The 24,868-nt window shown below is 56.5% G+C and carries 16 protein-coding genes and 1 pseudogene; 10 read left to right on the forward strand and 7 right to left on the reverse strand.

What is annotated here, in order from left to right:
* A pseudogene (locus GM676_RS26645) lies at positions 1-117 on the forward strand (IS30 family transposase); the annotation flags it as partial.
* Positions 118-514: 397 nt separating this feature from the next.
* Here GM676_RS26645 and GM676_RS26650 read toward each other — a convergent pair.
* Genes GM676_RS26650 through GM676_RS26660 form a run of 3 tightly spaced genes read right to left on the reverse strand, consistent with a single transcriptional unit; the run spans position 515 to position 3,251 of the window.
* Positions 515-1,171, reverse strand: a complete 657-nt coding sequence (locus tag GM676_RS26650; RefSeq protein WP_170304366.1) for a nucleotidyltransferase family protein — start codon at positions 1,169-1,171, stop codon at positions 515-517.
* Complete coding sequence (locus GM676_RS26655; protein ID WP_155467235.1) at positions 1,168-2,514, reverse strand: HlyD family secretion protein; 1,347 nt, start codon at positions 2,512-2,514, stop codon at positions 1,168-1,170. Before GM676_RS26655 ends, GM676_RS26650 begins: the two co-directional genes overlap by 4 nt.
* Positions 2,511-3,251, reverse strand: coding sequence for a Fic family protein (locus GM676_RS26660; RefSeq protein ID WP_211923293.1), 741 nt, complete (start codon positions 3,249-3,251; stop codon positions 2,511-2,513). The genes GM676_RS26655 and GM676_RS26660 overlap by 4 nt, the downstream gene beginning before the upstream one ends.
* Before the next feature lie 568 nt (positions 3,252-3,819).
* Here GM676_RS26660 and GM676_RS26665 point away from each other — a divergent pair.
* Genes GM676_RS26665 through GM676_RS26675 form a run of 3 tightly spaced genes read left to right on the forward strand, consistent with a single transcriptional unit; the run spans position 3,820 to position 8,856 of the window.
* Positions 3,820-4,563: a hypothetical protein gene (locus GM676_RS26665; RefSeq protein WP_155467237.1), complete on the forward strand. Its 744-nt coding sequence runs from the start codon at positions 3,820-3,822 to the stop codon at positions 4,561-4,563.
* A gap of 11 nt (positions 4,564-4,574) precedes the next feature.
* Positions 4,575-7,673 carry a lantibiotic dehydratase gene (locus GM676_RS26670; RefSeq protein ID WP_155467238.1) on the forward strand — a complete coding sequence of 1,033 codons (3,099 nt, stop codon included), beginning with the start codon at positions 4,575-4,577 and terminating at the stop codon, positions 7,671-7,673.
* Position 7,674: 1 nt separating this feature from the next.
* Complete coding sequence (locus tag GM676_RS26675) at positions 7,675-8,856, forward strand: lanthionine synthetase LanC family protein (protein ID WP_155467239.1); 1,182 nt, start codon at positions 7,675-7,677, stop codon at positions 8,854-8,856.
* A 166-nt stretch (positions 8,857-9,022) separates the two neighbouring features.
* Here the strand turns inward: GM676_RS26675 and GM676_RS26680 are convergent, their stop codons facing one another.
* From GM676_RS26680 to GM676_RS26695, 4 genes are all read right to left on the reverse strand, one after another.
* Positions 9,023-11,131: a peptidase domain-containing ABC transporter gene (locus tag GM676_RS26680; protein WP_155467240.1), complete on the reverse strand. Its 2,109-nt coding sequence runs from the start codon at positions 11,129-11,131 to the stop codon at positions 9,023-9,025.
* 434 nt (positions 11,132-11,565) lie between these two features.
* Positions 11,566-12,009, reverse strand: coding sequence for a tyrosine-type recombinase/integrase (locus tag GM676_RS26685; RefSeq protein ID WP_155467241.1), 444 nt, complete (start codon positions 12,007-12,009; stop codon positions 11,566-11,568).
* A 460-nt stretch (positions 12,010-12,469) separates the two neighbouring features.
* Positions 12,470-14,164 carry a single-stranded-DNA-specific exonuclease RecJ gene (gene recJ / locus GM676_RS26690; RefSeq protein ID WP_155467242.1) on the reverse strand — a complete coding sequence of 565 codons (1,695 nt, stop codon included), beginning with the start codon at positions 14,162-14,164 and terminating at the stop codon, positions 12,470-12,472.
* Entirely contained in the window at positions 14,161-15,108 is a 948-nt protein-coding gene (locus GM676_RS26695) for a hypothetical protein (RefSeq protein WP_229262880.1), read from the reverse strand. Before GM676_RS26695 ends, recJ begins: the two co-directional genes overlap by 4 nt.
* A gap of 360 nt (positions 15,109-15,468) precedes the next feature.
* On the opposite strand from GM676_RS26695, the gene GM676_RS26700 reads away from it, so the two are divergent.
* The 6 genes from GM676_RS26700 to GM676_RS26725 all read left to right on the forward strand — a co-directional run bounded on the left by GM676_RS26700 (position 15,469) and on the right by GM676_RS26725 (position 24,678).
* Positions 15,469-20,220 (forward strand): SdrD B-like domain-containing protein, encoded by a 4,752-nt coding sequence (locus tag GM676_RS26700; RefSeq protein ID WP_155467244.1) that lies wholly within the window; start codon positions 15,469-15,471, stop codon positions 20,218-20,220.
* Positions 20,221-20,252: 32 nt separating this feature from the next.
* Positions 20,253-20,999 (forward strand): PEP-CTERM sorting domain-containing protein, encoded by a 747-nt coding sequence (locus tag GM676_RS31885; protein ID WP_229262881.1) that lies wholly within the window; start codon positions 20,253-20,255, stop codon positions 20,997-20,999.
* 52 nt (positions 21,000-21,051) lie between these two features.
* On the forward strand, positions 21,052-22,317 hold the full coding sequence (locus GM676_RS26710) for a lipoprotein-releasing ABC transporter permease subunit (RefSeq protein ID WP_155467245.1): 1,266 nt from the start codon (positions 21,052-21,054) through the stop codon (positions 22,315-22,317).
* Entirely contained in the window at positions 22,310-23,002 is a 693-nt protein-coding gene (lolD, locus tag GM676_RS26715) for a lipoprotein-releasing ABC transporter ATP-binding protein LolD (RefSeq protein ID WP_155467246.1), read from the forward strand. The genes GM676_RS26710 and lolD overlap by 8 nt, the downstream gene beginning before the upstream one ends.
* 3 nt (positions 23,003-23,005) lie before the next feature.
* Positions 23,006-23,809 (forward strand): TatD family hydrolase, encoded by an 804-nt coding sequence (locus tag GM676_RS26720; protein WP_155467247.1) that lies wholly within the window; start codon positions 23,006-23,008, stop codon positions 23,807-23,809.
* 62 nt (positions 23,810-23,871) lie between these two features.
* Positions 23,872-24,678 carry a CsgG/HfaB family protein gene (locus GM676_RS26725; RefSeq protein ID WP_155467248.1) on the forward strand — a complete coding sequence of 269 codons (807 nt, stop codon included), beginning with the start codon at positions 23,872-23,874 and terminating at the stop codon, positions 24,676-24,678.
* Positions 24,679-24,868 lie beyond the last annotated feature (190 nt).

The raw sequence follows: 24,868 nt of genomic DNA on the forward strand, positions 1-24,868 counted from the left end.
GTATCTCAGGGAGAACTGGACGCGGTGGCAATTCGGTTAAACGGTCGACCAAGAAAGACGCTAGACTACGATACGCCGGCTCAACGATTTGAACGATGTGTTGCGTCGACCGGTTGAATCCACAGCCGATATCAGTACTTAGGGGGGTGTTCTAGACCATTGGTATCTTGAGGTACGACTATTTGCAATGCGATCGATGTGATCGCAATCCATGATGATAGCGCCGAGGCGGCCGCGAAGTAACCTGTCGAACCGGCTTGTGACGGTGAGGAGATGCCTTTACCATCCGAGTATTCTCATCATCGCCGTCAGCGGTTCTCATAAGTCAACGACCTCATTATCATCAGTCACTGCGGCCAATTGGGTGACCATTCCGTGTAGTCTCGGCTATTAGCGGATGGTGAAGCAAATGCAAAGCACGCTTCGGACATAAGTGATCAGCTCGGCCGGCTGCTCGGACTGCATTGCATCACAACATCAGCGGTAATACTTAGGTTAATTGCAAGGTATCTAATCATGTTAGGTCCATCAGGACCTCAGCTTCGGAAGCTAGCGCCCCATCCATACGGCTGATACGTCTGCAGAGTTTGTGAATGCCGTATGCTGACTGCTTCGCACCAATCGAACGACGTGCATATGCCTTGTATAATAATTCAATCTTGCGAATAGAGTTCACCAATGCCCTTTTGCGTGAACTCGATTCGCAACTAAGGTGACTTCTCCAAAAATATAAAATACGGGCGGCACCAGTCAAAATCCGCGCTGGGCCCAGATCAGTTGCAGGACTGATCCACACAATCGCACCCGCTTGCTTCCAAATTAACAGTTCATAAAATTTATTCGATTTTGGTCGTGCGGGCTGAAACCGCCCGTTGGCCAACGTTTCGATCTCGGTTGCTTCAGATATTATGCGTTCACGAAGAATCTTTATGAGCTTACCATTTTCGGCTATGTCAATCTTGCGCTCGAACAACAATTCCAGATCTCGCTTTAAATTATCTAGCGAACCTGGATTAACCGTCTGTAATAGAAAGTCTATATCACTATTAAGCGTTGCTCTACCGGTCGCAAAGCTGCCATAGATCGTTATTGTTGCTCCATGTTTCGAGCAAATCTTCTGGAAGCCGGTTAATTTAGATGCTAGGTACTTTGCAATCTCTCGCTCATTCAAGACTTGCTCCGTTCCATTAAAGCCAATGCAGGGCCGAAAAATAGCTGCCAGATTTTCTGGCGTTCTTGGACAATATCCGCTTCAAGCATCATGCCTGGGCGCAAGTAGTATTTGCGACCGTAGGCACTGACACTTTGGGACTTCATTTGTATTCTCACTCTGTAGAGCGCCTCTCTGGTGGTAGGCTGTCCGCCAACCTGTGCTCCACTAAGGATAGTACCTGCCAGCAGTTCCGGCAGTTCCGACGGTGTTAAAGGAGTCCGACTGACGTCTTGGACGGTTCCCTCCTGCAACCCAAAAAGCTGATAGGGGAACGCGGGATATCGCATGTTGACCTTTTGTCCAGCTTCCACAAATCCGATAGCCTGACCAGAGACGAAAAGTTGTACTTCTAGGGGAGGGCGAACCTCTGGATGATGCATTGCATCGACCGAAACTGGTATTAGCGTGGCTACCGACTTTTGGGCATTGATGGATTGACCAACTTGGACATTTATTGTTCCGATTACACCGTCTTGTGGCGCCGAAACTACCGTGCCAAATCGTCCGTCAGTTTCAATCAATTGCTGCTCAATTGAGGCAAGATCACTCTTTAAAATGCCAATGTCGCTATCCAAGCGCGTCTTTGTACTCGCCATCTGAGCAGAGAGCTCAATTTGTTCTCCTTGTAATTGGGTAAGTGTTCGCTCAAGAGATTTCTTTCGCGCTAACCCATCAAGTAACTCTTGTTCCTTACGCTCCCTCTGCAGCTCTGAAATGTATCCCGCGCCTTGCAATGCTTTGTTCGATTGGAAGTCCTTCTCTACGAGGTCGTATTTCCTCTGTGCTATTTGGATCTCATCTGCTAACTGCACTTCCTGCTTACGGCTTGCGCTCATGCGGCCTTCCAGGGAAGCGCGCTCTGCCCGAAATTGGCTTTCCCTAAGCGATAAAGATTCCAACTGCATTTTACGACGCAGCTCTAATTGTTCACGCAATTGGACACTTGTTTCTCCCCGCAAGTCGCGATGTTCATTCCGAATTTCAAATAGTGTTTGACCTTTACGTACGATTTGGCCCTCATCAATTCTGATCGCAGTCACAATACCAGCGCCATTACTAAGAATTGGCAGAGCTCCGTTCGTTGGAACAATTACCCCGCTTGCTCGTGCTTTTCGATTTACAGTGCCGAGCGTTAAGAGACAAATTGTCGCGATAATGACGAGTGCGGATGCAACCGTTATTAATGGCCTTGAGAGCGGCTGCGCGAGATGTATGGCACCTCGCCACTTTTCCTGCCGTCTCAACATAACTTGCCGTCGAAACAAATCGTTTGCTTTGTTATCAAGGTTTTCTTCTGTCATCGCAGTCTCATTGTTAGTTTTCCAGCTCTAACGAACGCCAGTATGACGTTGCAGAAGAACTCAACTATGTGGAACCAATCACCTTCAAGCTGACATAGCCGTAAACGAATTTCATAGCCATGCATTGAAATTTGTTGAAACGCTTTAAGGGGCACAAAACCGCGTTGGCGCTGCATACAAAGATTGAAGAGGACTCGTGACGTGCGTCCATTGCCGTCGCTAAACGGATGGGCACAGACGAAAACAACATGAGCAACAGTTGCCTTCACTAAATCGTGATCTCGGGAATCGGCCAGATAAATGCGAAGTTCTTCCATTAATGTTGGGATCAAGGAGGCGTCTGGGTAGATCCATCTGACATTATTCGCATCGGCAGTGGTAGCGATGGGGTGCACCCGATAACTTTCATTTCCCGCTCCGGATACGCTGGCCTGGATACCTGACAAAAAATTGAAAAACGCTTGTCCAGACTTCAGGCTCTGGCAAAAACGTTCCTTGAACTGATAATACGTCTCTTGCTCTATCAGGCTACTCTGAAGAATCGCAGGATTTATATCTTTGGGCTCGGTCGTGCTGCGCTGAGCGATGTTTGACAAACGATGCTGCAGTACTGCGAACCGCTTACGCCTCTGCAGGCCGCGAAAGTCTCGCGACATGAAGGCGACGATCAGTTCCGCAGGACCAGAGTAACCTTCCCGCAAAGCAAGGCTTGCTTTGCGTATCAGAAACTGATTCATACCTACCAAATCAGAGGAAATCTCTATGGGCCGGACAGCTCTGACAGAGTAATGGACAGGAAAACTTGGCATTTTTCCATAGACATACGTGGAGCTTGTATCCTACCTACTTTACTGCAGCACATGCTCTCCAATTCTCACTATTCGCTAAATTGACAATATTGCAAACAGTGTTCAGACGAGCGGAGGTCGAGCTTCCCCCCAAGTACACGCGACCAATTATGTAGAGAAAACGAACGATTGCGTTTCGAGCTTTTCCCCAAATCTTTAGCGAAAAATTTTCTTCGATTTGAAATATCACTTTGAAAAGAAAATTTTTTTGGAACATTATACGCACTTGCATTTTTTGTTATTTTGTGTGAGAAAGTGTGTTCTCTGGTCAGTCTATACTCCACGAAATCTTATTACATTGGAAACGTGGAGCCCCCCCTTCCTCTGCGCTGGATCGTCCTAGAAGGGGCATTGTTCTAGTATTGATTACTTTGGAGCACTCTCATGACGAAAAAGTTGAAGCTGGACAAGAAGCTGGTGCGGACCCTTACTCCAAACGAGGTCGCCGCAGTAGCAGGTGGCACATATTCCGAGCCTGGCTGGGATCCAACGACCGATTTCGGCAACACATACGCCGGTGGCGGCACCGGTGGTTGGCTCTGCTTCACGTTCCAGGTCTCCCTCCAAATTTGTCCAGGAACTGTCAACAACACATGCGGTGGCGGAACCACAACAGGTGATCCTGGCTGCACAACTGGCGGTGGTGAAACCTCTACGTGCATGGACTGCGGCATTGCCTAACCGAACCGTCCCCCTGGAGACAGGGGGCAAGGAGGTAAATTTGATCCGAACAATCCTCTTCGCATTCGCTTTAGGTACAGGCCTTGCAATATTCGGTCAGTGCATCGTGTGGGTTGTGGCCCAACTGTATCCGAGAGCCTTTGATTCCCCAATCGCTGCACAAGCCATATTTAACTCTAACTCTCTGCTGACCACTATTTTAGTCGTTCTCATCTGGGCCCCGATCTTCGAAACGATCATTGGCCAAGTTATTCCGGTCGCAATATTTAAATTCTTCACTACCAAAAAATCACTTTGGATAGTTGGCGCTGGACTCGTATTCTCAATCGGTCACGTATTCGGAGGAGCCGGCATCACTCAGTTCGTGATCACATTAGGTTATGGGTTGATATTCTCTGCAAGCTATGTTTATTGGTGCAGCACGGGAACTTTAGTAGCTACCATTGCTGTCGCTGTGATGCACTTTGCGAATAATGCCGTGGTCTTTATGTGGGTGTTCGCATACGAAAAACTCCATTAATGGGATAAGTGATGAAACCGCTGAAGAAACTGGAGCATCAAGGGTTTTGCATGGTACGCCAGCCGATTCTTTCGCTGGATGCATTTGAAGACGTTAAGGCCAAACTTGATCATTTAAGTCGATATCCCAATGATCAAGTTAAATTTCTATTATCAGATCCGATAATTGGGACATCACTTCAAATTAGCGCGCCTGGTATAGCAGCCCGCCTCGCGATTAAGGCCGCGAAGGGCACCAGCCGTTTAGAGGACGTAACTTCACTTCTAAAGTACGTGACACGGATGGCCACACGATCAACCCCATTTGGCGTCTTTTCGAGCGTTGCATTTGCAAGAATCAGCGATCAAGAAAGCACATCAATTGGAGACCCGCACTGTAAAGTGAGGTTGGATTCCGGATTCTTAGCCGGACTTCACGACCATATCTGTCGAAAGCTGCGGCTGAATGAAACCGCAGTGGTTCGCTGGAATACAACTCTCGCAACGATGGGAAATCAACTGCGTTATTACGAGCGTAAGGCAGTTGCACATCAGTACCATTTTATACTTATATCTATTGAGATAACGCCCCACCTAAGCCATTTGCTACAAAACTGCGAAGACAACTCATCAATAGGTAGTCTAGCCCGCAGTCTAAAGTCATTCGACAATGAGCTAACGCATGAAGAGGCGTTGGACTTTATAAATGAGCTCCTTGATTCAGATATACTAGAATTAGCACTTGGTGTCCCAAGCATTGGAAGCGACACGTTAGAAGAATACTTGATCGGCGTCGAGCATTGCGAGGATCCTGCGCTCGATGAGCAGAAAAACTGGCTAAGAAAGGCTCGCGAACGGTTGAATGCAAAATCGGAATTCACGTTTAGCGATACCTTGGACTTAATTCAGAATTTTGCTGAAGACATTAGACAACTTGATACAAAGAGCGGGAATCAGGATGTTCTGCACATTGATTCCTTCCGAAACTGGGAGTCGGTGCAACTGCCAAGGAACCTACTTCCGCAACTGGAGCGAACGCTTCGCGTGCTCGCGACGGTGTTCCCACCACCAAGCGATCAGGCACTTGACCGTTTCGCCCGCTCTTTTGAGAAGCGCTACGGGGAAAGTTTTGTGCCACTTATGCATGCTTTGGATCCCGAATTAGGAATACCATTTGGCTTCTCAGCCCCCGTCATACCTTGGACGTTGGGTATGCAACTTCGTCGAAAAAATGGGGGCGCTGCAGCGCAGACGGAGCAAGACGAAATCATAGTTAAGCTCATAACGGGCCAGGAAACGGAAATCGACCTTGCAGCCATGGAAATCGTCCCAAGGCAATACGACCACAGCATCGCACTATCCGTAGGTCTAACGATATTTTCCGAAGGTTCCTCAATGGCCGATCCTGGCCGATATGTTGCATTCCTAAACTACGTCAGCGCGCCCGGGGCAAATAACCTCATGGCACGGTTTGCTGCCAGGGACGCGGTCGGAACCACTTTCTTCAAAAATTCACTCCAGTCTGAACGCGGTGCAGATACGCCAATAATAGCGGAAATCGTGCACACCCCGTACCCGCGCAGCGCGAACGTATTGGCGCGCCCGAGTTCATTCGAATACGTCATTCTACTTAGTGGTGTCGCGCCTCGCGACGCAAAAGTCATTCCGCTGTCCGACCTGCGAATCGGGGTGGTAGCTGGCCGACTAGTCTTAGTATCGGCTAGCATGAAAGTGCAGGTGATACCGCGACTCACAAGTGCACACAATTTCAACGGCCAAGGCAATCTTGCGGTCTATCAGTTCCTCTGCGCTATTGGGAAAGAGGAAATGCCGCCGTTCTTTCAGTGGCCAAACTCTACGTCGCGAGCTCGCGTGCTACCTAGAGTTCGCTGTGGCCCAATCGTCGTTTCTCCAATGCGATGGAGATTAGAGGCAGAACAAACTCGCAAATTGACGGAGTACGCAAATATCGCCAGCTTCTCCGAAATGCGCGACCTTCTAATAGCATATGGAATTCCTCGGTACACAACTTGGGACAAGGGTGATCTACGACTTGAAATTGACCTGCAGTCTGACATGTCACTTTGCATGCTCGGCCATTCGATTGGACGGGAAAAAGTGATTTTTCTGCATGAATCCATTGCAAGGCTTTCACCGTCATGGATTAAGATCGACGAAAAGAATTTTCACTCTGAAATTGTGCTCCCGTTGACTCTTGGAGGGGTAGAAAGTGCCAGTAAATTCCGGCACACCAATTACGATGTAGCCTCCTGGACCTTGGATGATTATTCCCTAGAGCGCGGAGATAAGACCTGTTGGCGATATTTGAAGCTGTATGGTGGGGAAGAATTCTTGAAGAACCTTTGTGTGGAAAGTATTTTCCCTATATTCAATCATTATTTCGCGACGGGAAAGCTTAAAAATTGGCATTTTGTGCGGTACGCCGATCCCGATTTTCATATTCGCTTGCGTGCTCAAGGATCGATGCGCGCAGTTGCTGAACTGATGAATGAATTAGCGGAGCAAGTCTTGTCCCCGCTGTTAGTCAGTAGGCAATTAGCCGCAGTAAGTTCTGATGTTTATCTTCCAGAGGTTCGTCGATATGGCGGCCACTCTGATCTACTATATGCCGAAGCAGTTTTTACGATTGATTCTATCTTCGCCTCGAAGGTATTTGCGCTTGAGAAGGAGACAGGGGGCGACGAAGTGGTATGGCGTTCCGTGCTTATAGCAACGCTTCAGAATATCAGACTGATGCTTTCAACTGATATGGCCGAAAGTTTTGTAGCGCTCGAACGGGATAAGTATGCCAACGAACTTGACATTGATGAGCGAGCACAACAAGCAATCAGTAGAAAGTATAGATTTGTACGCAGCATCGTAGAAGACGCCATTCGTAATGCTCCCGTGGCTGAATCGCCTCTAACAGAATTGCTTGAAGCTCGTTACGCCGAGCTAAAAAAACTGTTCGCTACGCGAGTCGCTATGATACAGCTGTCATTTAGTTTTGTCTCTGGTGTAACGCATATGATGTCCAATCGAATATTCACATCGCCATCGCGATATCAGGAGTTCCTAATATTTGAATTTATTAGCCGTGGTATGCGCTCAATAAGTGCGAGGTGCAATTAGTATGTACATTGCCGACTACTATCTGACGCTAAACGCAATTACGAGGATAGAAGCATGCGTGCGTAGCCGACCATCTTCATTTGAGAATCTCTCTCTCTGCGCCGGAGAGTCTGGCATTGCGCTGTTTTACGCTAAGCTCGCCAAATTTGATCCATCACTTAAGAAAGTGTCCGATGAAATACTTGAGCGCATACTAGGCGATTGTGCAGACAGCAAGCTGTTGGATGTACGCTTCTTTCCCGGCCTGACCGGTGTAGGTTTCGTCGTACAGCACTGTAATGCCAATCCCGTAGGATCGATGGAAGATGCGAATGAGGATTTGGATGAACTTTTGATCGAATTACTCAGCGTACGAAAATGGCAGGGGCCGTACGATTTGATATATGGTTTGGTTGGGTTGGGGGTGTACGCCATTACCTCAAGTGGAAAAAACAGCCAAAGAATTCTTGATTTGGTTGTGGAAGCGCTTTTAATGATTGCCTACCGAGGCAATACGGGTTTAACCTGGATGACGCCGCCTCGTTTCCAAGGGTTTGAAAGTAGGAACTCTCCTCAAGGCAAGCCAAATATCAACGTAGGCCTCGCGCATGGAATACCTGGCATTATTGGCATGTGCGCAATGGCCATCGATAAGGGACATTCAACACCGGAGTTAGTACACCTTCTGGAGGCTTCAACAGGAGCTTTACTAAGATGTCGACTACCACAAGGTTTTGGTAGCACGTTCGGCTACGTGTCCAGCGACAACACCACATCACGAGTCGCTTGGTGTTACGGAGATCTGGGAAACGCGCTGATGCTCGTTCGAAGCGGCAAAGCACTCCAAGATACCAGCATCGTCGAAGTTGGACACGCGATTGCAACGTCCGTCCTGAAGCGGAAGTTCGAGTCGATGCGGATATTCGATCATGCACTTTGCCATGGTACGGCGGGTGTAGCTCTACTCTTTTCAGCTTTGCATCGAGAAACTGGAGACGCGTCCTTCCAACACGCAGCAATCATGCACTATGGGAATGTATTGAGTGATATCGAAATCGACGTCGAGCGGCTGGCATCGATGCAGGAGGATCAAACCAGGAAGCTTGAATATGGCCTGCTAACCGGACTAGCAGGTATTGGAATGTCCCTTATGGATGCAATGGACGATAAGTCAGACGGCTGGTCTAAATGGATGTTGGTCTGAGCTGCTCACGGCGCGCGTCAAGGCATTTACCGCTGTGCCCTGCATTAATCGGGTAGATGTCTCAAGTTATATTGGCACAGAGGGGAGGGGGCATTCTCCCCAGTTTAGGCGCACACTTCCTAAAAACAGGATGTCACTTACGGTGTTTTGTATTAAGTGGAAGCTGTTAAGCTATATAAGCCGTTTCAGCCGCCACAATGGATCGTTCACTCACCTTACCATTTCCTACATAAATTACTCTATTTGCTGCACTTATCGCTTGTGGTCGATGGGCCACAATTACTTGAGTTAGAGGTATTGCTTCTAGCGCCTTAGTAATCAGCTGTTCTGTCTCTACATCCAAATGACTAGTTGCCTCATCTAACGCAAGAATTATCGGTTCTCGATATAGCGCTCGGGCCAACAATACTCGTTGCTTCTGTCCTCCCGAAAGATTTGATCCCATATCGCCAACTAGTGTCTGGTAGCCCATCGGCATTTTCAAGACATCGTCGTGAATCTGCGCAAGTTTTGCAGCCGATTCGACGCGTTCGAAATTCATCGCGACATCGAAAAATGCGATGTTGTCGGCGATTGAACCGCCGAGCAGGACGTCATTCTGCATCACAGTACCTACGGCCGAACGGAAATTCTTTAGTCCAAGTTGAGCCAGCGGAATCCCCCCAACCAAAATTTCACCTTCGGTAGGCTGCAATAGTCCAATCAGGATTTTCGCTAACGTACTCTTCCCACTGCCACTTGGGCCAATGAGCGCCACTCGGTCGCTTGGTTGGATGTCCAAGTCAACGCCATTTAAGATCCACGGTTCGCTATCGGAATATCGGAACTTAACATTTCGCAAGGCGATCGATGGCTGAAAGCCTTGGCTCACTTGGTCGATGGATCCTTCATCGGGCTCGGTTGCGGTGCCAACAATATCTGATAGTCTTTCGGTGTGCAAACTCAGCATCCGGAAGTTAACGGCTGCGTCAACGAGGCTCAATATTCGCGTTGTAAAAGTACTCCCGTAACTTGCAAATGCTGTCAGCATTCCGAGCGTTAAGGACTGTTGTATGACCATTCTACCGCCCAAGTAAAATAGAAGTAGTGTTTGCGCAGAGGCAATGAATGAAGTCAATAGACGGAATGCCAAAGTCAGTTTTTGAGTTCGAATATCTCGATTTGCAACATCTTGTTTTAGATTCTGCCACTGCGATTGGCGTTCCGCTTCGCGGCCAAAAAGTTTTAGCGGTGTAATGGCACGAATCGTTTCTAGAAAATTGGAATTCTCCTTAGCCGACAGTATTAGTCGCTCTCGCGATGCCTCTTGTAGAGGTCTATAGAAGCATACTCGGGCGATTACATACGCTCCAACTGCGGCTAGTACAATCAGAGACAGTGCCGGGCTATAAATCCACATCATTGCCAATGCAAATACTGACATCAAGCCGTCCAGCAGAGTTTGGACGAAAATAGTGGTCAAGGTGCTTTGAATTGCTTCCATACTTCCGAACTTTGAAACAATATCGCCGAGGTGGCGCTTCTCAAAGAACGAAACCGGCAGTCGAATCAAGTGCCGAAAGATCCTCGCTGACCACTGCAAGTTAACTTCCATGCTCCAGCGCATAAGAAACCAGCTACGAGCGAGATCCAACAATGTTTGGACTAGGACAACTAGACCAAATCCAATTACAAGCACCGTCATTAGGTCCAGATCGCCGGATGTAATCGCCTCGTCAATCACCATTTGATTAAAAAGTGGCATCACAAGAACCAAGAGTTCCAGAGCAAAGGCGAGAACGATGAGTTGAGCAATTGCCGCTTTTAGGCCAAAAATCTTTCCGGTGAGTGCAGACAGTGGCATTCGGAAAGTCTCGTCGCGCCGAATAAAGTCTTCGCCTGGCGCCAACTCCAGCGCCACACCTGTAAAGTAGTCGGAGAATTCTGCAAGGCTCAGCCGCCGCCTTCCGATTGCAGGATCGAGCAATTCGACGACGACTTTGCCACCGAACGATTGTCGAACTTTTCTAAGAACGACGAAATGATTCAGGTTCCAGTGCAAAATGCACGGGACACGTAATTGTGCTATTTGCTCAACATCAAGCTTTACAGCCCTTGCTGTGAGACCTAATTGCGATGCATTGCTTATTAGCTGAACAAGTGTCGCGCCTTTTGCACCAAACGAAAATCTCCGTCGCAAGGCGGAGAGGTCGAGCTTAAGGCCATGATGGTCAGCAACCATTGCCAAGCATGCTAACCCGCATTCGCCAGATTCAGTTTGAAGGATAATGCGCATTTGACCTCCTCTGTTAGCATATTATCTATATAGAGCTTTAATTGCAACAATGTACATTGCTAGGTTCAGACGCTTGAAGAGAAATCTTGGTCCAGGAACACGCTCAGCCATTACGTGTGTGGCCGCGTGTTCGTTTGCTGGCGAAATTGTCCAACTCAATTCGACCTCTATTCGACTGCTCGGTAAGCGCTGTCACCCCGGTCATATAATTTTTCGAACGTAATTGTCAGCGGAAGCCATAACTGGCGTGCCGCGCGCTGCTTATAGATCGATGATTTTCTTCGGCATGAGCGAAACGAGACTAGCTGGTTTGCATTGTCATGAGTAATGGCTACGGTCGCTTCAGCCCACATTGCGAGGAGTTGCCACCAAAGGTGTCTACAGATGTGCCCGCTAACTGACGTTACGCGCCTATCCCTCTGCCTGTCGAAGTCTTATTGTTCGGCGTCGTCAATCTGCCTTGGCGGTGCCGGCCGGTAGCGCGCAAAGCGGTCGCTGCTGTCGATATAACGCATCGCGCTTTGAATGCTTTTCCAGCCGATGTACTCCATCATTGATTTGGTATCCCAGCCGTCGGCCGCAGCCCAGTTCGCGAAGCCGCGACGCAGGGAGTGTCCGCTGTACTCGTTAGCGTCGTCGACGCCGACTTTACTGAAAATCGAGCGAAGCAAGGGTATCACGCTGTTGGGATGCAGACCATCATCTCCGACATGCCCCCAGCGGTCAATGCTGCGAAACGCGGGGCCGCTCTCAATGTGCGCCAGCGAGACCCAGTCCAGATAGGCCGACACTGTGCACAGACGTGCCAGCGCCGGCGCGTGGAACGTAACACCCTTATTCTGGCGGTCTCCCTTCGTGCGCGGGAAGAAGCAGCTCATGCCTATAGAACATTCTGGATGACCTGGAAAACCGCCAAAGCGTAGTTCAGTCTGGCTCTCTGGCTTAGCGAGAGGAATGAGTGATCTTTGTACGAGTACGTAGGTTCGTTCTTTGGAAATATGCTCTGCACAAAGGGCACCAATCTTCTGTTTTGATCCTGTTAAGCGCGGCGAATATTTTATCTCGCTCCTGAGCTCTGACCTCCGTCGAATATTTTTCGAAGTTGATGACCACGGGAAAGCTAACTATTGTAGGCGTTATGCAATCAACTCAGAATGCAATTTCATAGATTTTCTTATTTTTCCTGGTAGGACTGCCTCAACGAAGCCCGCTTTTGGCCGGTTGCCGCGATCAGCGCTACCAGCGCGAGGACTGGCCGTGAGATAACGACTTCCTTGCTTTTCTGAAGCTGGGCTCCGAGTGTCACGCTGGGAGCGGGACGGGGGCGGCGATCGTGGCTTATGCTGGCTCGGCGTGCTCCACCAGCAGTTGTACCTTGGTGACGCCATTGTATTCATTGGCGTCGAGGCGGAAGGCCACGCGCGCGCGGTCGCCCAGCGCGTCGATGTGGCCGAACCAGATGGCGTCGTAGCGGGAACCGTTTTTCTCCAGCAGCAGCTTGAGGTGGCGCTCTTTCAAAATGCGCTGGCTCACCACGCGGAACTCGTCGCAGAACACCGGCGGCGCGAAGCCTTGGCCCCACACCTGGCCGTCCATCAGTTCGATGAAGGAGGTGGTGTAGTAGGCGTCTTCCAGCGGGCCATCGGTTTCGATCACGCGCTCCAGCTGCTGCTTGCTCAGCCACGAACGGCCGACTTCCTCGAATGCTTCGGCAAAGGCGTCGAAGGCTTCGGCGCGCAGCGTCAGACCGGCCGCCATGGCGTGGCCGCCGAATTTGTCGATCAGCGAGGGCGCTTTTTTGTAGACCAGATCCAGCGCGTCGCGCAGGTGGAAGCCCGGAATCGAGCGGCCGGACCCTTTGATCCAGCCATCCGCGCCCGGCGCGAAGGTGATGGTCGGGCGGTAGAATTTCTCTTTCAGGCGCGACGCCACGATGCCGATCACGCCCTGATGCCATGAGTCGTCGAACACGCAGATGGTGCTGCGCTCGGCCGGCTCAAACGCGTCCAGATGCAGCATGGCCGTGTCCTGCATGTCGGCTTCGATCTCGCGGCGTTTCAGGTTGATGTCGTTCAGCTGCTGCGCCAGTTGCCATGCGCGGCCTTCGTCGTCGGTGATCAGGCACTCGATCCCCAGCGACATATCCTCCAGCCGGCCGGCCGCGTTCAGGCGCGGGCCGAGCGCGAAGCCCAGATCGAAGGGATTGGCGTTGCGCGGCTCGCGGCCGGCCACGCGGAACAGCGCCGCCACGCCAGCATGCATGCGGCCGGCGCGCATGCGCTTGAGGCCTTGCGCCACCAGGATGCGGTTGTTGGCGTCGAGCCGCACCACGTCGGCCACGGTGCCCAGCGCGACGAGGTCCAGCAGGTTGTCCAGCTTGGGCTGCGGCTGCGTTTCATACGCGCCGCGCTTGCGCAGCTCCGCGCGCAGCGCCAGCAGCACGTAGAACATCACGCCGACGCCGGCGATATGCTTGCTCGGGAAGCCGCATTCCGGCTGGTTTGGATTGACGATCACGCGCGCGGCGGGCAGCACGTCGGCCGGCAGGTGGTGGTCGGTCACCACCACCTCGATGCCGCGCCGGTTGGCCTCGGCCACGCCGTCGATGCTGGCGATACCGTTGTCCACGGTGATGATGATATCGGGCTGCTTCTCGCGCGCCGTCAGTTCGACGATTTCCGGCGTCAGGCCGTAGCCGTATTCGAAGCGGTTGGGCACGATGAAGTCGATATTGGCGCCCATGGCGCGCAGGCCGCGCAGCGCCACGGCGCAGGCGGTGGCGCCGTCGCAGTCGTAGTCGGCCACGATCACCATGCGTTTGCTGGCGGCGATGGAATCGGCCAGGAACACGGCGGCGGCGTCGATGTGCAGCAGGCCCGATGGCGGAATCATGGCCGCCAGTTCGCTCGACAGCTCTTTCGGATCGGTCAGCCCGCGCGCGGCGTACAGGCGCGCCAGCACGGGGTGGATGCCGTTCTGGCGCAGCATTTCGGATTCGCGGAACGGGAAGGGACGGGTGGCGATGCGGGTCATGATTGCTTCAACAGGGGTGTCAGGGCCGGCTTGCGCCAGAATTTGCGGAGCGCCATGGCGGCGCCGCTGACGGTGGTCCAGCCGTTGCGGTGGCTGAGCACCAGGTTCAGGCGTGAAACGCGGCCGGCTTTCAGTGCCGCCAGCAGTGGCGCCAGCCATTCCTGCTCGATGCGCTGCATGCGCGCCAGCCAGTCGGCCCAGTCGCCCACTTGCGCCGAAGCGATCAGATCGCCCAGCAGCACGCTGGCCGGTCCGCCCGGCTGGCCCAGCAACTGCTCGGCGGACGGCTGCGGCGCGGCGGACAGCGCCGCCAGCCATGGCGCGCCGCCAGCGGCGATCGCCACGCTGCCAGACGGCGTGGTCGGGCCGGCGCCGCCCCACAGCCAGCAGGAATTGATGGCTTGCAGGCCGCGCGCCTGGCGCGCCTGGTTGATTGGATGCTCATGCCACAGCATCTGGATTTCATTTTGCAGCTTGCGAAAGTCGCGTGCGTGATCACCTTCCGGCAGCCAGTCGCTCATGCTCTGGGTGCTGGTGGCGTCGGGCGAGGCGGTGCGCAGGCCGGCCCAATCGTCGGCGCGCAGGAACCACAGGCCGGGCGCGCCGTGCAGCAGCGGCTTGCCGATTTCCTCGCAATATGGCCGCGCCAGATCGTACAGGCCGCGCGAGTCGGCCTCGTTCAGCTGCACGCCGCGCAGGTCGGACAGCAGCATGTGGGTGCGTGAGATTTGCACATGCGCCGGTTGCAGCATGAACCAGTGACCCTCGGCCGCTTCGGCGTGCAAGCCGCAGCCACGCATGACGGCGGTGGCCAGCGGCGCGCCGGTGTCCGGCTGATCGGGAGCGCTGGCCAGGCCCAGTGCGTGGGCCAGCCAGGCTTCGTGCGGCAGCACCCGGCTGTCGTTGTCGAACACCTTGTAGTTCAGAGCCGTGTGGCGGACCAACAACGTTTCCAATGCCGGCATTTTCAGTGCGCGGATCAGGTCATTAGCCAGCTCGGGCGGGGGCAGGGCAAAGGGGATTGCAAGGGAAAATTCACTCATCCCAAGATTGTAGGGCATCCCGCCGTGCGATGCCGAAGATTCTTTTTGGAAATAAAATTTCCTAAAAAACTACATACTTAAAAATAATTAATTATCATAAATAAATCACATGTATAATTGCGGCAACTTACATGTTTTAAAGGCATCACTCAAGTCTTCGTGGTGCTTCCGTTTCACCTGCCACTACTGCCTACCCCATCCCGTAGCAGCCGTGCCGGCCCGATTGATAACTCCAAAAAACGACTTTTTGAAGGCCTTTGAATGAGCGCAATTAACCTTGCCACCAGTATTCACATTTGCGAAGATACTTACGGTACTTTCGACATCCGCGATATCCTGATCGCCGCCGGACACGATCCCAGCGCCGCCACCCTGAAAATCAACACCATGTCGGTGGTGCTGCCGGATAAAACCATCTCGATCAAAGACACGCCGCTGTTCGGCAAGATCGATGCGGACACCATTTATGTGAATCCGGGAGCATGGGCGCCCAACTACAACGGCCAGTTCGCGACTTTCGAATTCGTGCTGGAATCGGGCGCGGGCCTCAGCAACACCATCTCGCTCAGCCTGCAAGTGGTGGTCGATCCCGTCAACGACGCCCCGACCGGCGCCAACAAGACCTTCAATCTCGGCAACGGCGCCGCCGTGGTGCTGGCGCAAAGCGACTTCGGCTTTGTTGACGCGGTGGAGCACGACGCCTTCCAGTCGGTGATCATCACCTCGCTGTCGACCGCCGGCAAGCTGACCCTGAACGGCGTGGCCGTGGCCATCGGCACCGAAGTGTCGGCCGCCGACATCGCCGCCGGCAAGCTGGCCTTCGAGCCCAGCCAGACCACCTCGGGCAGCTTCGACATCGGCTTCAAGGTGCGCGACGCCGGCGGCCTGGTCGGCTGCAACGCCGCCGACACCAGCGTCACCCCGAACTATCTGACCTTCAAGGTACCGCAAGCCCACCTGGGCGACACCGTGTGGGAAGACACTAATGGCAACGGCGTGCAGGACAGCGGTGAAACCGGCGTGGCCGGCGTGACCGTGCAACTGAAAGACAGCGCCGGCCACGTGGTCTCGACCACCACCACCGACGCCAGCGGCAAGTACCACTTCGACGTCGACGCTGGCACTTACAGTGTCAGCGTGCAGCCGCCGTCCGGCTATGCCGCCACCGCGCAAGGCCAGGGCGGCGATGCAAGCGCCGACAGCGACATCGACGCCAGCGGCAACACCGGCGCCATCGTGCTGACCCCGGGCCAGACCAACAACGACGTCGATGCCGGCCTGTACCGTCCAGTCTCGCTGGGCGACACCGTCTGGTACGACACCAACCGCAACGGCGTGCAGGATGGCACGGAAACCGGCGTGGCCGGCGTGAAAGTGACGCTGCTGGATGCCAACGGCAATCCGGTCGCCGGCGCCACCGCCACCACCGACGCCAGTGGCCACTACCAATTCAGCAACCTGAAGCCGGGCACCTACAGCGTCCAGTTCGACAAGACCTCGCTGCCGGCCAACTACTACTTCACCGACGCGCTGCAAGGCGGCGACGCCGCCAGGGATTCGGACGCCGACATCAACACCGGCAAGACCGGCCAGGTCACGCTCAACTCGGGCGAGAGCAACCAGACGCTGGACGCCGGCATCGTCATCAAGCAAGCCACCGTGGGCGACCGCGTGTGGGAAGACAGTAACGGCAATGGCGTGCAGGACAGCGGCGAGCAGGGAATCGACGGCGCCACCGTGCAACTCAAGGACAGCAACGGCAACGTGGTCGGTACCGTGGTCACCCACGACGGCGGCCAGTACAGCTTCACCGTCGATCCGGGCACCTATTCGGTTGCCGTGACCGCGCCGAACGGCTACGTGGCCACCGGCGCCGCACAAGGCGGCAATGGCGCCACCGACAGTGACGTGGATGCCAGCGGCAACACCGGCGCCATCGTGCTGGCGCCGGGCCAGGTCAACAACGACGTCGACGCCGGCTTCTACCGTCCAGCCTCGTTGGGTGAAAAAGTTTGGTACGACGTCAACCGCGACGGCGTGCAGGACAGCGGCGAAACTGGCGTGGCCGGCGTGAAAGTGGTGCTGCTGGACGCCAGCGGCAACCCGACCGGCGCCACCGCTACCACCGACGCCAACGGCGACTACAGCTTCACCAACCTGAAGCCGGGCACGTACAGCGTGCAATTCGAGAAGGCCTCGCTGCCGGCCAACTACGTGTTCACCAACGCCACGCCTGGCAGAAGCGCCAGCGTCACCCTGGCGTCGGGGGAGGTCAACAACGATCTCGACGCCGGTCTGGTGGTCGTGCAAGGCAAGCTGGGTGACACTGTGTGGGAGGACAAGAACGGCAACGGCGTGCAGGACAGCGGCGAGGCTGGCATCGCCGGTGTAACCGTGCAGCTGAAAAATGCCGCCGGCGACGTGGTGCAAACCACCACCACCGCGGCCGATGGCAAGTACAGCTTCACCGCCGATCCGGGCAGCTACACCGTTTCGGTCACCGCACCGGCCGACTACAGCTTCACCGGCAAAGATCTGGGTGGCGACGACGCCAGGGACAGCGACTTCGGCGCGACGGGTCAAAGCGGCACGGTGGTGCTGAAATCGGGCGATGACAACACCAGTGTCGATGCCGGCCTGTACAAGTTGGCGGCGCTGGGCGACAAGGTCTGGCTGGACGCCAACAAGAACGGCGTCCAGGACAGCGGCGAAGCTGGTATCGGTGGCGTGAAGGTGACCCTGCTCGACGCCGACGGCAAGCAGGTTGGCGCCAGCGCCATCACCGACGCCAGCGGCAACTACAGCTTCAGCAACCTCAAGCCGGGCAATTACACCGTGGTGTTCGACAAGTCCACGCTGCCGGAAGGCATGGCCTTCACCACCGCCAACGCGGGCGGCGATGACGCCATCGATTCGGACGTGAACGCCGCTGGCGTGTCGCACGTGGTCACGCTAACCTCCGGCCAGACCGACAATACGGTGGACGCCGGCGTGCAAGCCGCTGCCACCATCGGCGACCGCGTGTGGGTCGACAAAAACGGCAATGGCGTGCAGGATGCCGACGAAAGCGGCAAATCCGGGGTGACCGTGGAGCTCAAGGACAACACTGGCAAGGTCGTGAAAACCACCACCACCGACAGCAGCGGCAACTACAAATTCTCGGTGGAAGCGGGCACCTACTCGGTCAACGTCAAGGCACCAAGCGGCTACACGTTCACCACCAAGGGCACCAGCGCCGCCAGCGAAACCGACAGCAATGCCGACAGCACCGGCAACCTCGGCGCGGTGACCGTGGCCCAGGGCGACAAGGTCACCCACATGGACGCCGGCATCTATCAGAAAGCGGAAATCGGCGACAAGGTCTGGTACGACCTGAATGCCGACGGCATCCAGCAGAGCGGCGAAGCCGGCGCTTCCGGCGTCAAGGTCACGCTGTACAACGAGAAGGGTGCCGTGGTTGGCGCCAGCACCACCGATGCCAGCGGCGCGTACGCGTTCACTGGCCTGGTGCCGGGCAAGTACTCGGTCAAGTTCACCGCGTTGGACGGCTACCAGTTCACCAGGCAGAATGCCGGCACCGACGCCGCCAAGGACAGCGACGCCGACGTCAGCGGCGCCACCGCGCAGTTTTCGGTCAGCTCCGGCCAGGTCGACAAGACCCATGACGCCGGCCTGGTCAAGCTGGGCAGCATCGGCGACAAGGTATGGGAAGACGCCAACTACAACGGCGTGCAGGACAGCGGCGAGAAGGGCGTGGACGGCGTCACCGTCAAGCTGTACGACGCCACCACCGGCGCCCTGAAAGGCACGACCACCACCCATGACGGCGGCCAGTATCTGTTTAATGGGCTGGCGGCCGGCAACTACAAGGTGGAAGTGAATACCACCAGCGGCTGGTACTTCACCAAGTCCGGCATGGGCACCGACGCCACCGATTCCGACATTACCACTGTCAGCGGCAGCAGCGGCAAGACCGGCAGCATCGCGCTGGGCCTGGCACAGAACATCACCACCGAGGATGCCGGCATCTACCGCAAGGCCACGCTGGGCGACAAGGTGTGGCGCGACGCCAACCACAACGGCGTGCAGGATACGGGCGAAGAGGGCATCGGCGGCATCAGCGTTTCGCTGTTCGACAGCACCACCGGCAAGCAGGTGGGTTCGACCATCAAGACCGACACCAACGGCAACTACAAGTTCGTCGACCTGAACCCGGGCACTTATTACCTGCAATTCGACAAGAGCGACGTCAAGGTGTACTTCTCCTCGGACAAGGCCACCTACAACATGAACAACTGGAAGTGGGGCGTCAAGAACACCGGCAGCAACGACGCCATCGACTCCGACGTCGTGGGCGACGCCAAGTCGCTGGTGAACGTCACCAAGACCGACACCATCACGCTCACCTCGGGCAAGAACGACATGAGCTGGGACGCCACCATCACGCCGATCGCGATCGACCTGAATGGCGACGGCATCCACACCATCGCCCGCGAGGACATGACTGGCCGCTTCGACCTGCTGGGCACCGGCAAGGCCATCCAGACCGGCTGGCTGTCCAAGGGGGACGGCTTCCTGGCCATCGATAGCAATGGCAACGGCCAGATCGATGACATCAGCGAGCTGTTCGGCGGCGTCAGCAAGGGTTCAGGCTTTGCCAAGCTGGCCAGCTACGACAGCAACAACGACGGCCTGGTCGACGCGCACGACGCCCTGTTCGCCAGCCTGCTGGTCTGGCAGGACGCCAACAGCGACGGCAAGACCGACGCCGGCGAGCTGTTCAGCCTGGCGCAAGCCGGCGTCGCCAGCCTGAAGGTGGCCTACACCGAACTGCCGTTTGTGGACGAGAACAACAACCTGCACCTCGAGCGCAGCAGCGTCACCCTGAGCAATGGCAAGACGGCCGACATGACCGACGTGTACTTCAACGTCTCGGCGGCCGATGCGGCCGCGGCCGGCATCGTCACGCCGACCATGGCCGAACTGATCGGCCAGGCGCCGGCCCACATTTAATGCACACCAATTTAAAGAAGAGAAAACACATCATGAAAATCAAAACCGCACTGAAAGCCGCCGCCGTTGCCGCCTCCCTGGTCTTCGCGACCGCCAGCCACGCCGCCATCGACTTCCCGGCCAAAGACACCGGCCAGGTGTTTGAATTTGGCGCCGGCGGCGCCATGCTGCACCCGAACGACGGCACCCAGCCGGTGGAAACCTACGACCTGAGCGGCAGCACCCTGGCCGCCGCCATCCTGGCCTTCTGTGTCCAGCCGACCGTGGAGCAGGTGGGCGGCGCGGTGTACACCCAGCACGCCGCGGTCGCCAGCCTGTCGTCGATCTCGCTGTTCGCCGACAATGGCCTGGATCACCGCGCCACCCGCATCCAGGCGCTGTTCGAGCAGAACTACGACCATCTGGCCAGCAGCGCCGACCGCCTGGGCTTTGCGCTGGCCCTGTGGGATCTGGTGGGCGATGACGGCAGCCTGAGCAGCGGCGCCCAGCACTTCACCAGCGATGCCTTTGCCCTGAGCCTGGACAGCGGCGACCAGATCGATCTGGTGGCGGTGGAAACCATGCTGAACAACACCATCGGCGCCTCGCTGAGCGGCACCTACCAGTACACCCTGTTCACCGGCCGCACCGCCAACAGCGCGGTCGACAACTCGCAAGCGCTGCTGAGCGTGTCGGCCGTGCCGGAAGCCGACACCTGGGCCATGATGGCCGTGGGTCTGGGCCTGATCGGCTTCATGGGCCGCCGCCGCTCGTCCCAGAGTGAGAAATTCGCTGCATAACGTCTTTTGTGGCACACTTCGGGCTTGTCGAGTTTGATCCCTGACGGAGCCCATGAGTATTATCCACAATCTGCCGTTCGAATGGCTGGTCGGCCTGCGCTACACGCGGGCCGGCAAGCGCAGCGGACGGAATAGCTTTATCTCCTTTATCTCCCTGATCTCCATGGCCGGCATCGGCCTCGGCGTGGCGGCGCTGATCGTTGTGCTGTCGGTGATGAACGGCTTCCAGAAGGAAGTGACCGACCGCATGCTGTCGGTGCTGGCCCACGTCGAAATCTTCGACGCGCGCGGCGCCATGCCGGACTGGCAGCAGGAAGCGCTCGAGGCGCGCAAGAACCCGGAAGTGATCGGCACCGCGCCGTTTGCCGAAACCCAGGGCATGCTGGTGCGCGACGACGTGCTGCGTCCGGCCATCATCCGCGGCGTGCTGCCGGAAGAAGAACCCAAGGTTTCCGACGTCGCCAAACAGACCAAACGCGGCAGCTTCAACGCGCTGCAACCGGGCGCCTACAACATCGTGCTGGGCATCGAGCTGGCGCGCGCGCTGCGCGTCAACCTTGGCGAGAAAGTGACGCTGGCGCTGGCCCAGGGCCAGCCGACGCCGGCCGGCGTGATTCCGCGCCTGCGCTCCTTCACCGTGGTCGGCATCTTTGAGGCGGGCCACAACGAGTTCGACTCCGCGCTGGCCTTCGTCCACCTGACCGACGCCGAAAAGCTGCTGCGCATCGATGCGCCGGCCGGTCTGCGCCTGCGCTTGCAGGACATGCACCGCGCGCCGCAAGTGGCGCTGGACCTGAAAAATTCGATGCCGGGCGACCTGTTCGTGCGCGACTGGTCCAAGCTCAACGCCAACTGGTTCGCCGCCGTACAGACCGAGAAGCGCATGATGTTCATCATCCTGACGCTGATCATCGCGGTGGCCGCCTTCAATCTGGTGTCCACGCTGGTGATGACCGTGACCGACAAGCAGGCCGACATCGCCATCCTGCGCACGCTGGGCGCCTCGCCGCGCTCGATCATGAAAATCTTCATGATCCAGGGCGCGCTGGTGGGCATCCTCGGCACCGCGATCGGCGTCGGCCTGGGCGTGCTGGTGGCGCTGAACATCGACGTCATCGTGCCGTTTATCGAACATTTGTTGGGAGTGCAGTTCTTGTCCAAGGATATCTACTACATCAGCACCGTGCCGTCCGACCTGCGCTGGCCGGATGTCTTCAAGATCGGCGGCGTGGCCGTGGTACTGGCGTTTGTCGCCACGCTGTATCCAAGCTGGTGGGCCGCCCGCGTGAAACCTGCGGAGGCGCTGCGCTATGAGTGATCAACCAGTCGTTCTGTCCTGCCGCAATCTCGGCAAGACCTTTACCCAGGGCGCGTATTCGGTGCAGGTGCTGGCCGGGATCAATATCGACGTGCGCCGCGGCGAGCGCGTGGCCATCGTCGGCGCCTCCGGTTCCGGCAAGTCGACCTTGCTGCATCTGCTGGGCGGGCTGGATACGCCGAGCACCGGCAGCGTCACGCTGGAGGGCAAGGACTTCGCCAGCCTGAGCGAAGCGGCGCGCGGCGATTTGCGCAACCAGTCGCTGGGCTTTGTCTACCAGTTCCACCACCTGCTGCCGGAATTCAGCGCGCTCGACAACGTCGCCATGCCGCTGATGATACGCCGTGAAAAGCGCGCCGAGGCGTCGGCCAAGGCGCAGGAAATCCTCAAGCGCGTCAACCTCGGCAAGCGCATCACCCACGTGCCGGGCGAGCTGTCCGGCGGCGAGCGGCAACGCGTGGCGCTGGCGCGCGCGCTGGTCACGCAGCCGACCTGCGTGCTGGCCGATGAACCGACCGGCAATCTCGATCACGCCACCGCGCAGCAGATCTTCGACCTGATGCTGGAGCTGTCGCGCAATTCCGGCACCGCCTTCGTGATCGTCACCCACGACATCGAGCTGGCGCGCCGCTGCGACCGCGTGCTGCGCATGACCGACCAGGGATTGCAGCCGGACGAGGCGTAAGCCATGTGGATCGACACCCACTGTCATCTGGACGCCCACGAATTCGGCAACGAGTCGGTGGCGCAGGCGGCGCTGGCGCAAGGGCAGGGCGTGGGCATGATCGTCATTCCGGCGGTGGAGACGGCCAACTTCTCCATCGTCGCCCGGCTGGCGGCCAGCGTCGGCAACGCCTGCTACGCGCTGGGTATTCATCCGATCTACGTGCCGCATGCCGAGGAAGACCATTTGCGCGTGCTGCGCGAGCAGGTGGCGGCGGCCATGGGCGATCCGCGCTTCGTGGCGCTGGGCGAGATCGGCCTGGATTTCTTCATCCCCATGCTGACCGAGCCGGCCATGCGCGAAAAACAGATTTACTTCTTCCGCGAGCAGCTGAAAATCGCCCGCGATTTCGGGCTGCCGGTGCTGACCCACGTGCGCCGCTCGCAGGATGTGGTGCTCAAACACGTGCGCCAGATCCGTCCCAACGGCGGCATCGCCCATGCCTTCAACGGCAGCGAGCAGCAGGCCAAGGGCTATATCGATATCGGTTTTAAACTCGGTTTTGGCGGAGCGATGACTTTTACGCGCGCCTTGCAGATCCGGCGCCTGGCCGCCGAACTGCCGCTGGAAGCCATCGTGCTGGAGACCGACGCGCCGGATATTTCACCTTCCTGGGTGCATCCGGGACGCAACAGCCCGGACCAGATTCCGCGCATCGGCGCCGTGCTGGCCGAGCTGCGTGGCCTGACAGTACAGCAAGTCGCGGCCGCGACCAGCGCCAACGCGCGCGCCATCCTGCCGCGCATGCAGATTGTGGGATTTGGTTAGATTTTACACTCGTCTTACGGTGCATAATTGGTAATTTTGACTACCAAATAACGGAGCGCCGAATGAAATCCCACGTCATCAACAATACTCTCGCAGCTCTGCTGCTGGTGCCTGCCTTGGGCATGGCCGAGCCGAGCGACGTTTCCGAGCGCGCCATCGACGTGCCGAAATGCGCCGCGCCGGCCGCCAAGGTCGTGTTCACCGAATTCAAGTGCAAGTCGGCCGACTGCTCGTCCGGCTCCGGCCAGCAGGACCCGCGCCAGTATCGCTGGTGGGAACGCCAGGGCAATGTGGCGCAGCCGACCTACACCGGCGTCGGCACCGGCATGACCGAGATGCTGGCCACCGCGCTGACCCAGACCGGCTGCTTCGATGTGCAGGAGCGCGCCGAGCTGGACGAGATCAACAAGGAGCTGGCGCTGGTCGGCAAGAAGGTGGAAGCCGAGGCGGCGGACTACATGATCACCGGCTCGATCACCTCGCTGGGCTTCGAGCAAAGCTCGACCGGCCTTGGTGGGCTGAGCTTCCTGAAAGGCCCGCTGGGCCTGCTGGCCGGCTCGGTCGACTACAAAAAATCCAAGGTCCACATGAACATGGATATCCGCGTGGTCGACGTCAAGCGCGCCAAGATCATCGCCTCCAAGACCTTCCAGGCCAACAACGAGAAGACCGGTTTCGGCGTCTCGGCGCTGGGCTGGGGCGGCGGCACCGCGCTGGGCGGCAACCACGCCAGCATCAGCGGTTCGCCGCTGGAAGAAGTGGCGCGCGACCTGCTGGTGAAATCGACTGCCTTCCTGGCCTCGACCATCGCCAACAAGAACATCACCGAACACGTGGCGGTGAAAGCCACCGACGTCAGCGTCAAATAAGATAAACGATTAACGTTGCAAATCCGCCGCAGCCCTGTCACCGCAAGGCGCGGCGCCGCGGCGTCTGTTTCCGGGCGTTACGGGTGGGGCGATACTTAAAACAATATCGAACGGCAATTAAATTTGATTGGATTGGATGTTGCGATCTCCATAAGATGAATTTCGAACGGTTGCAAAACCGCATCAGAAA

The sequence above is a fragment of the Duganella radicis genome (assembly GCF_009720825.1).
Classification (GTDB): Bacteria; Pseudomonadota; Gammaproteobacteria; order Burkholderiales; family Burkholderiaceae_D; genus Rugamonas; species Rugamonas radicis.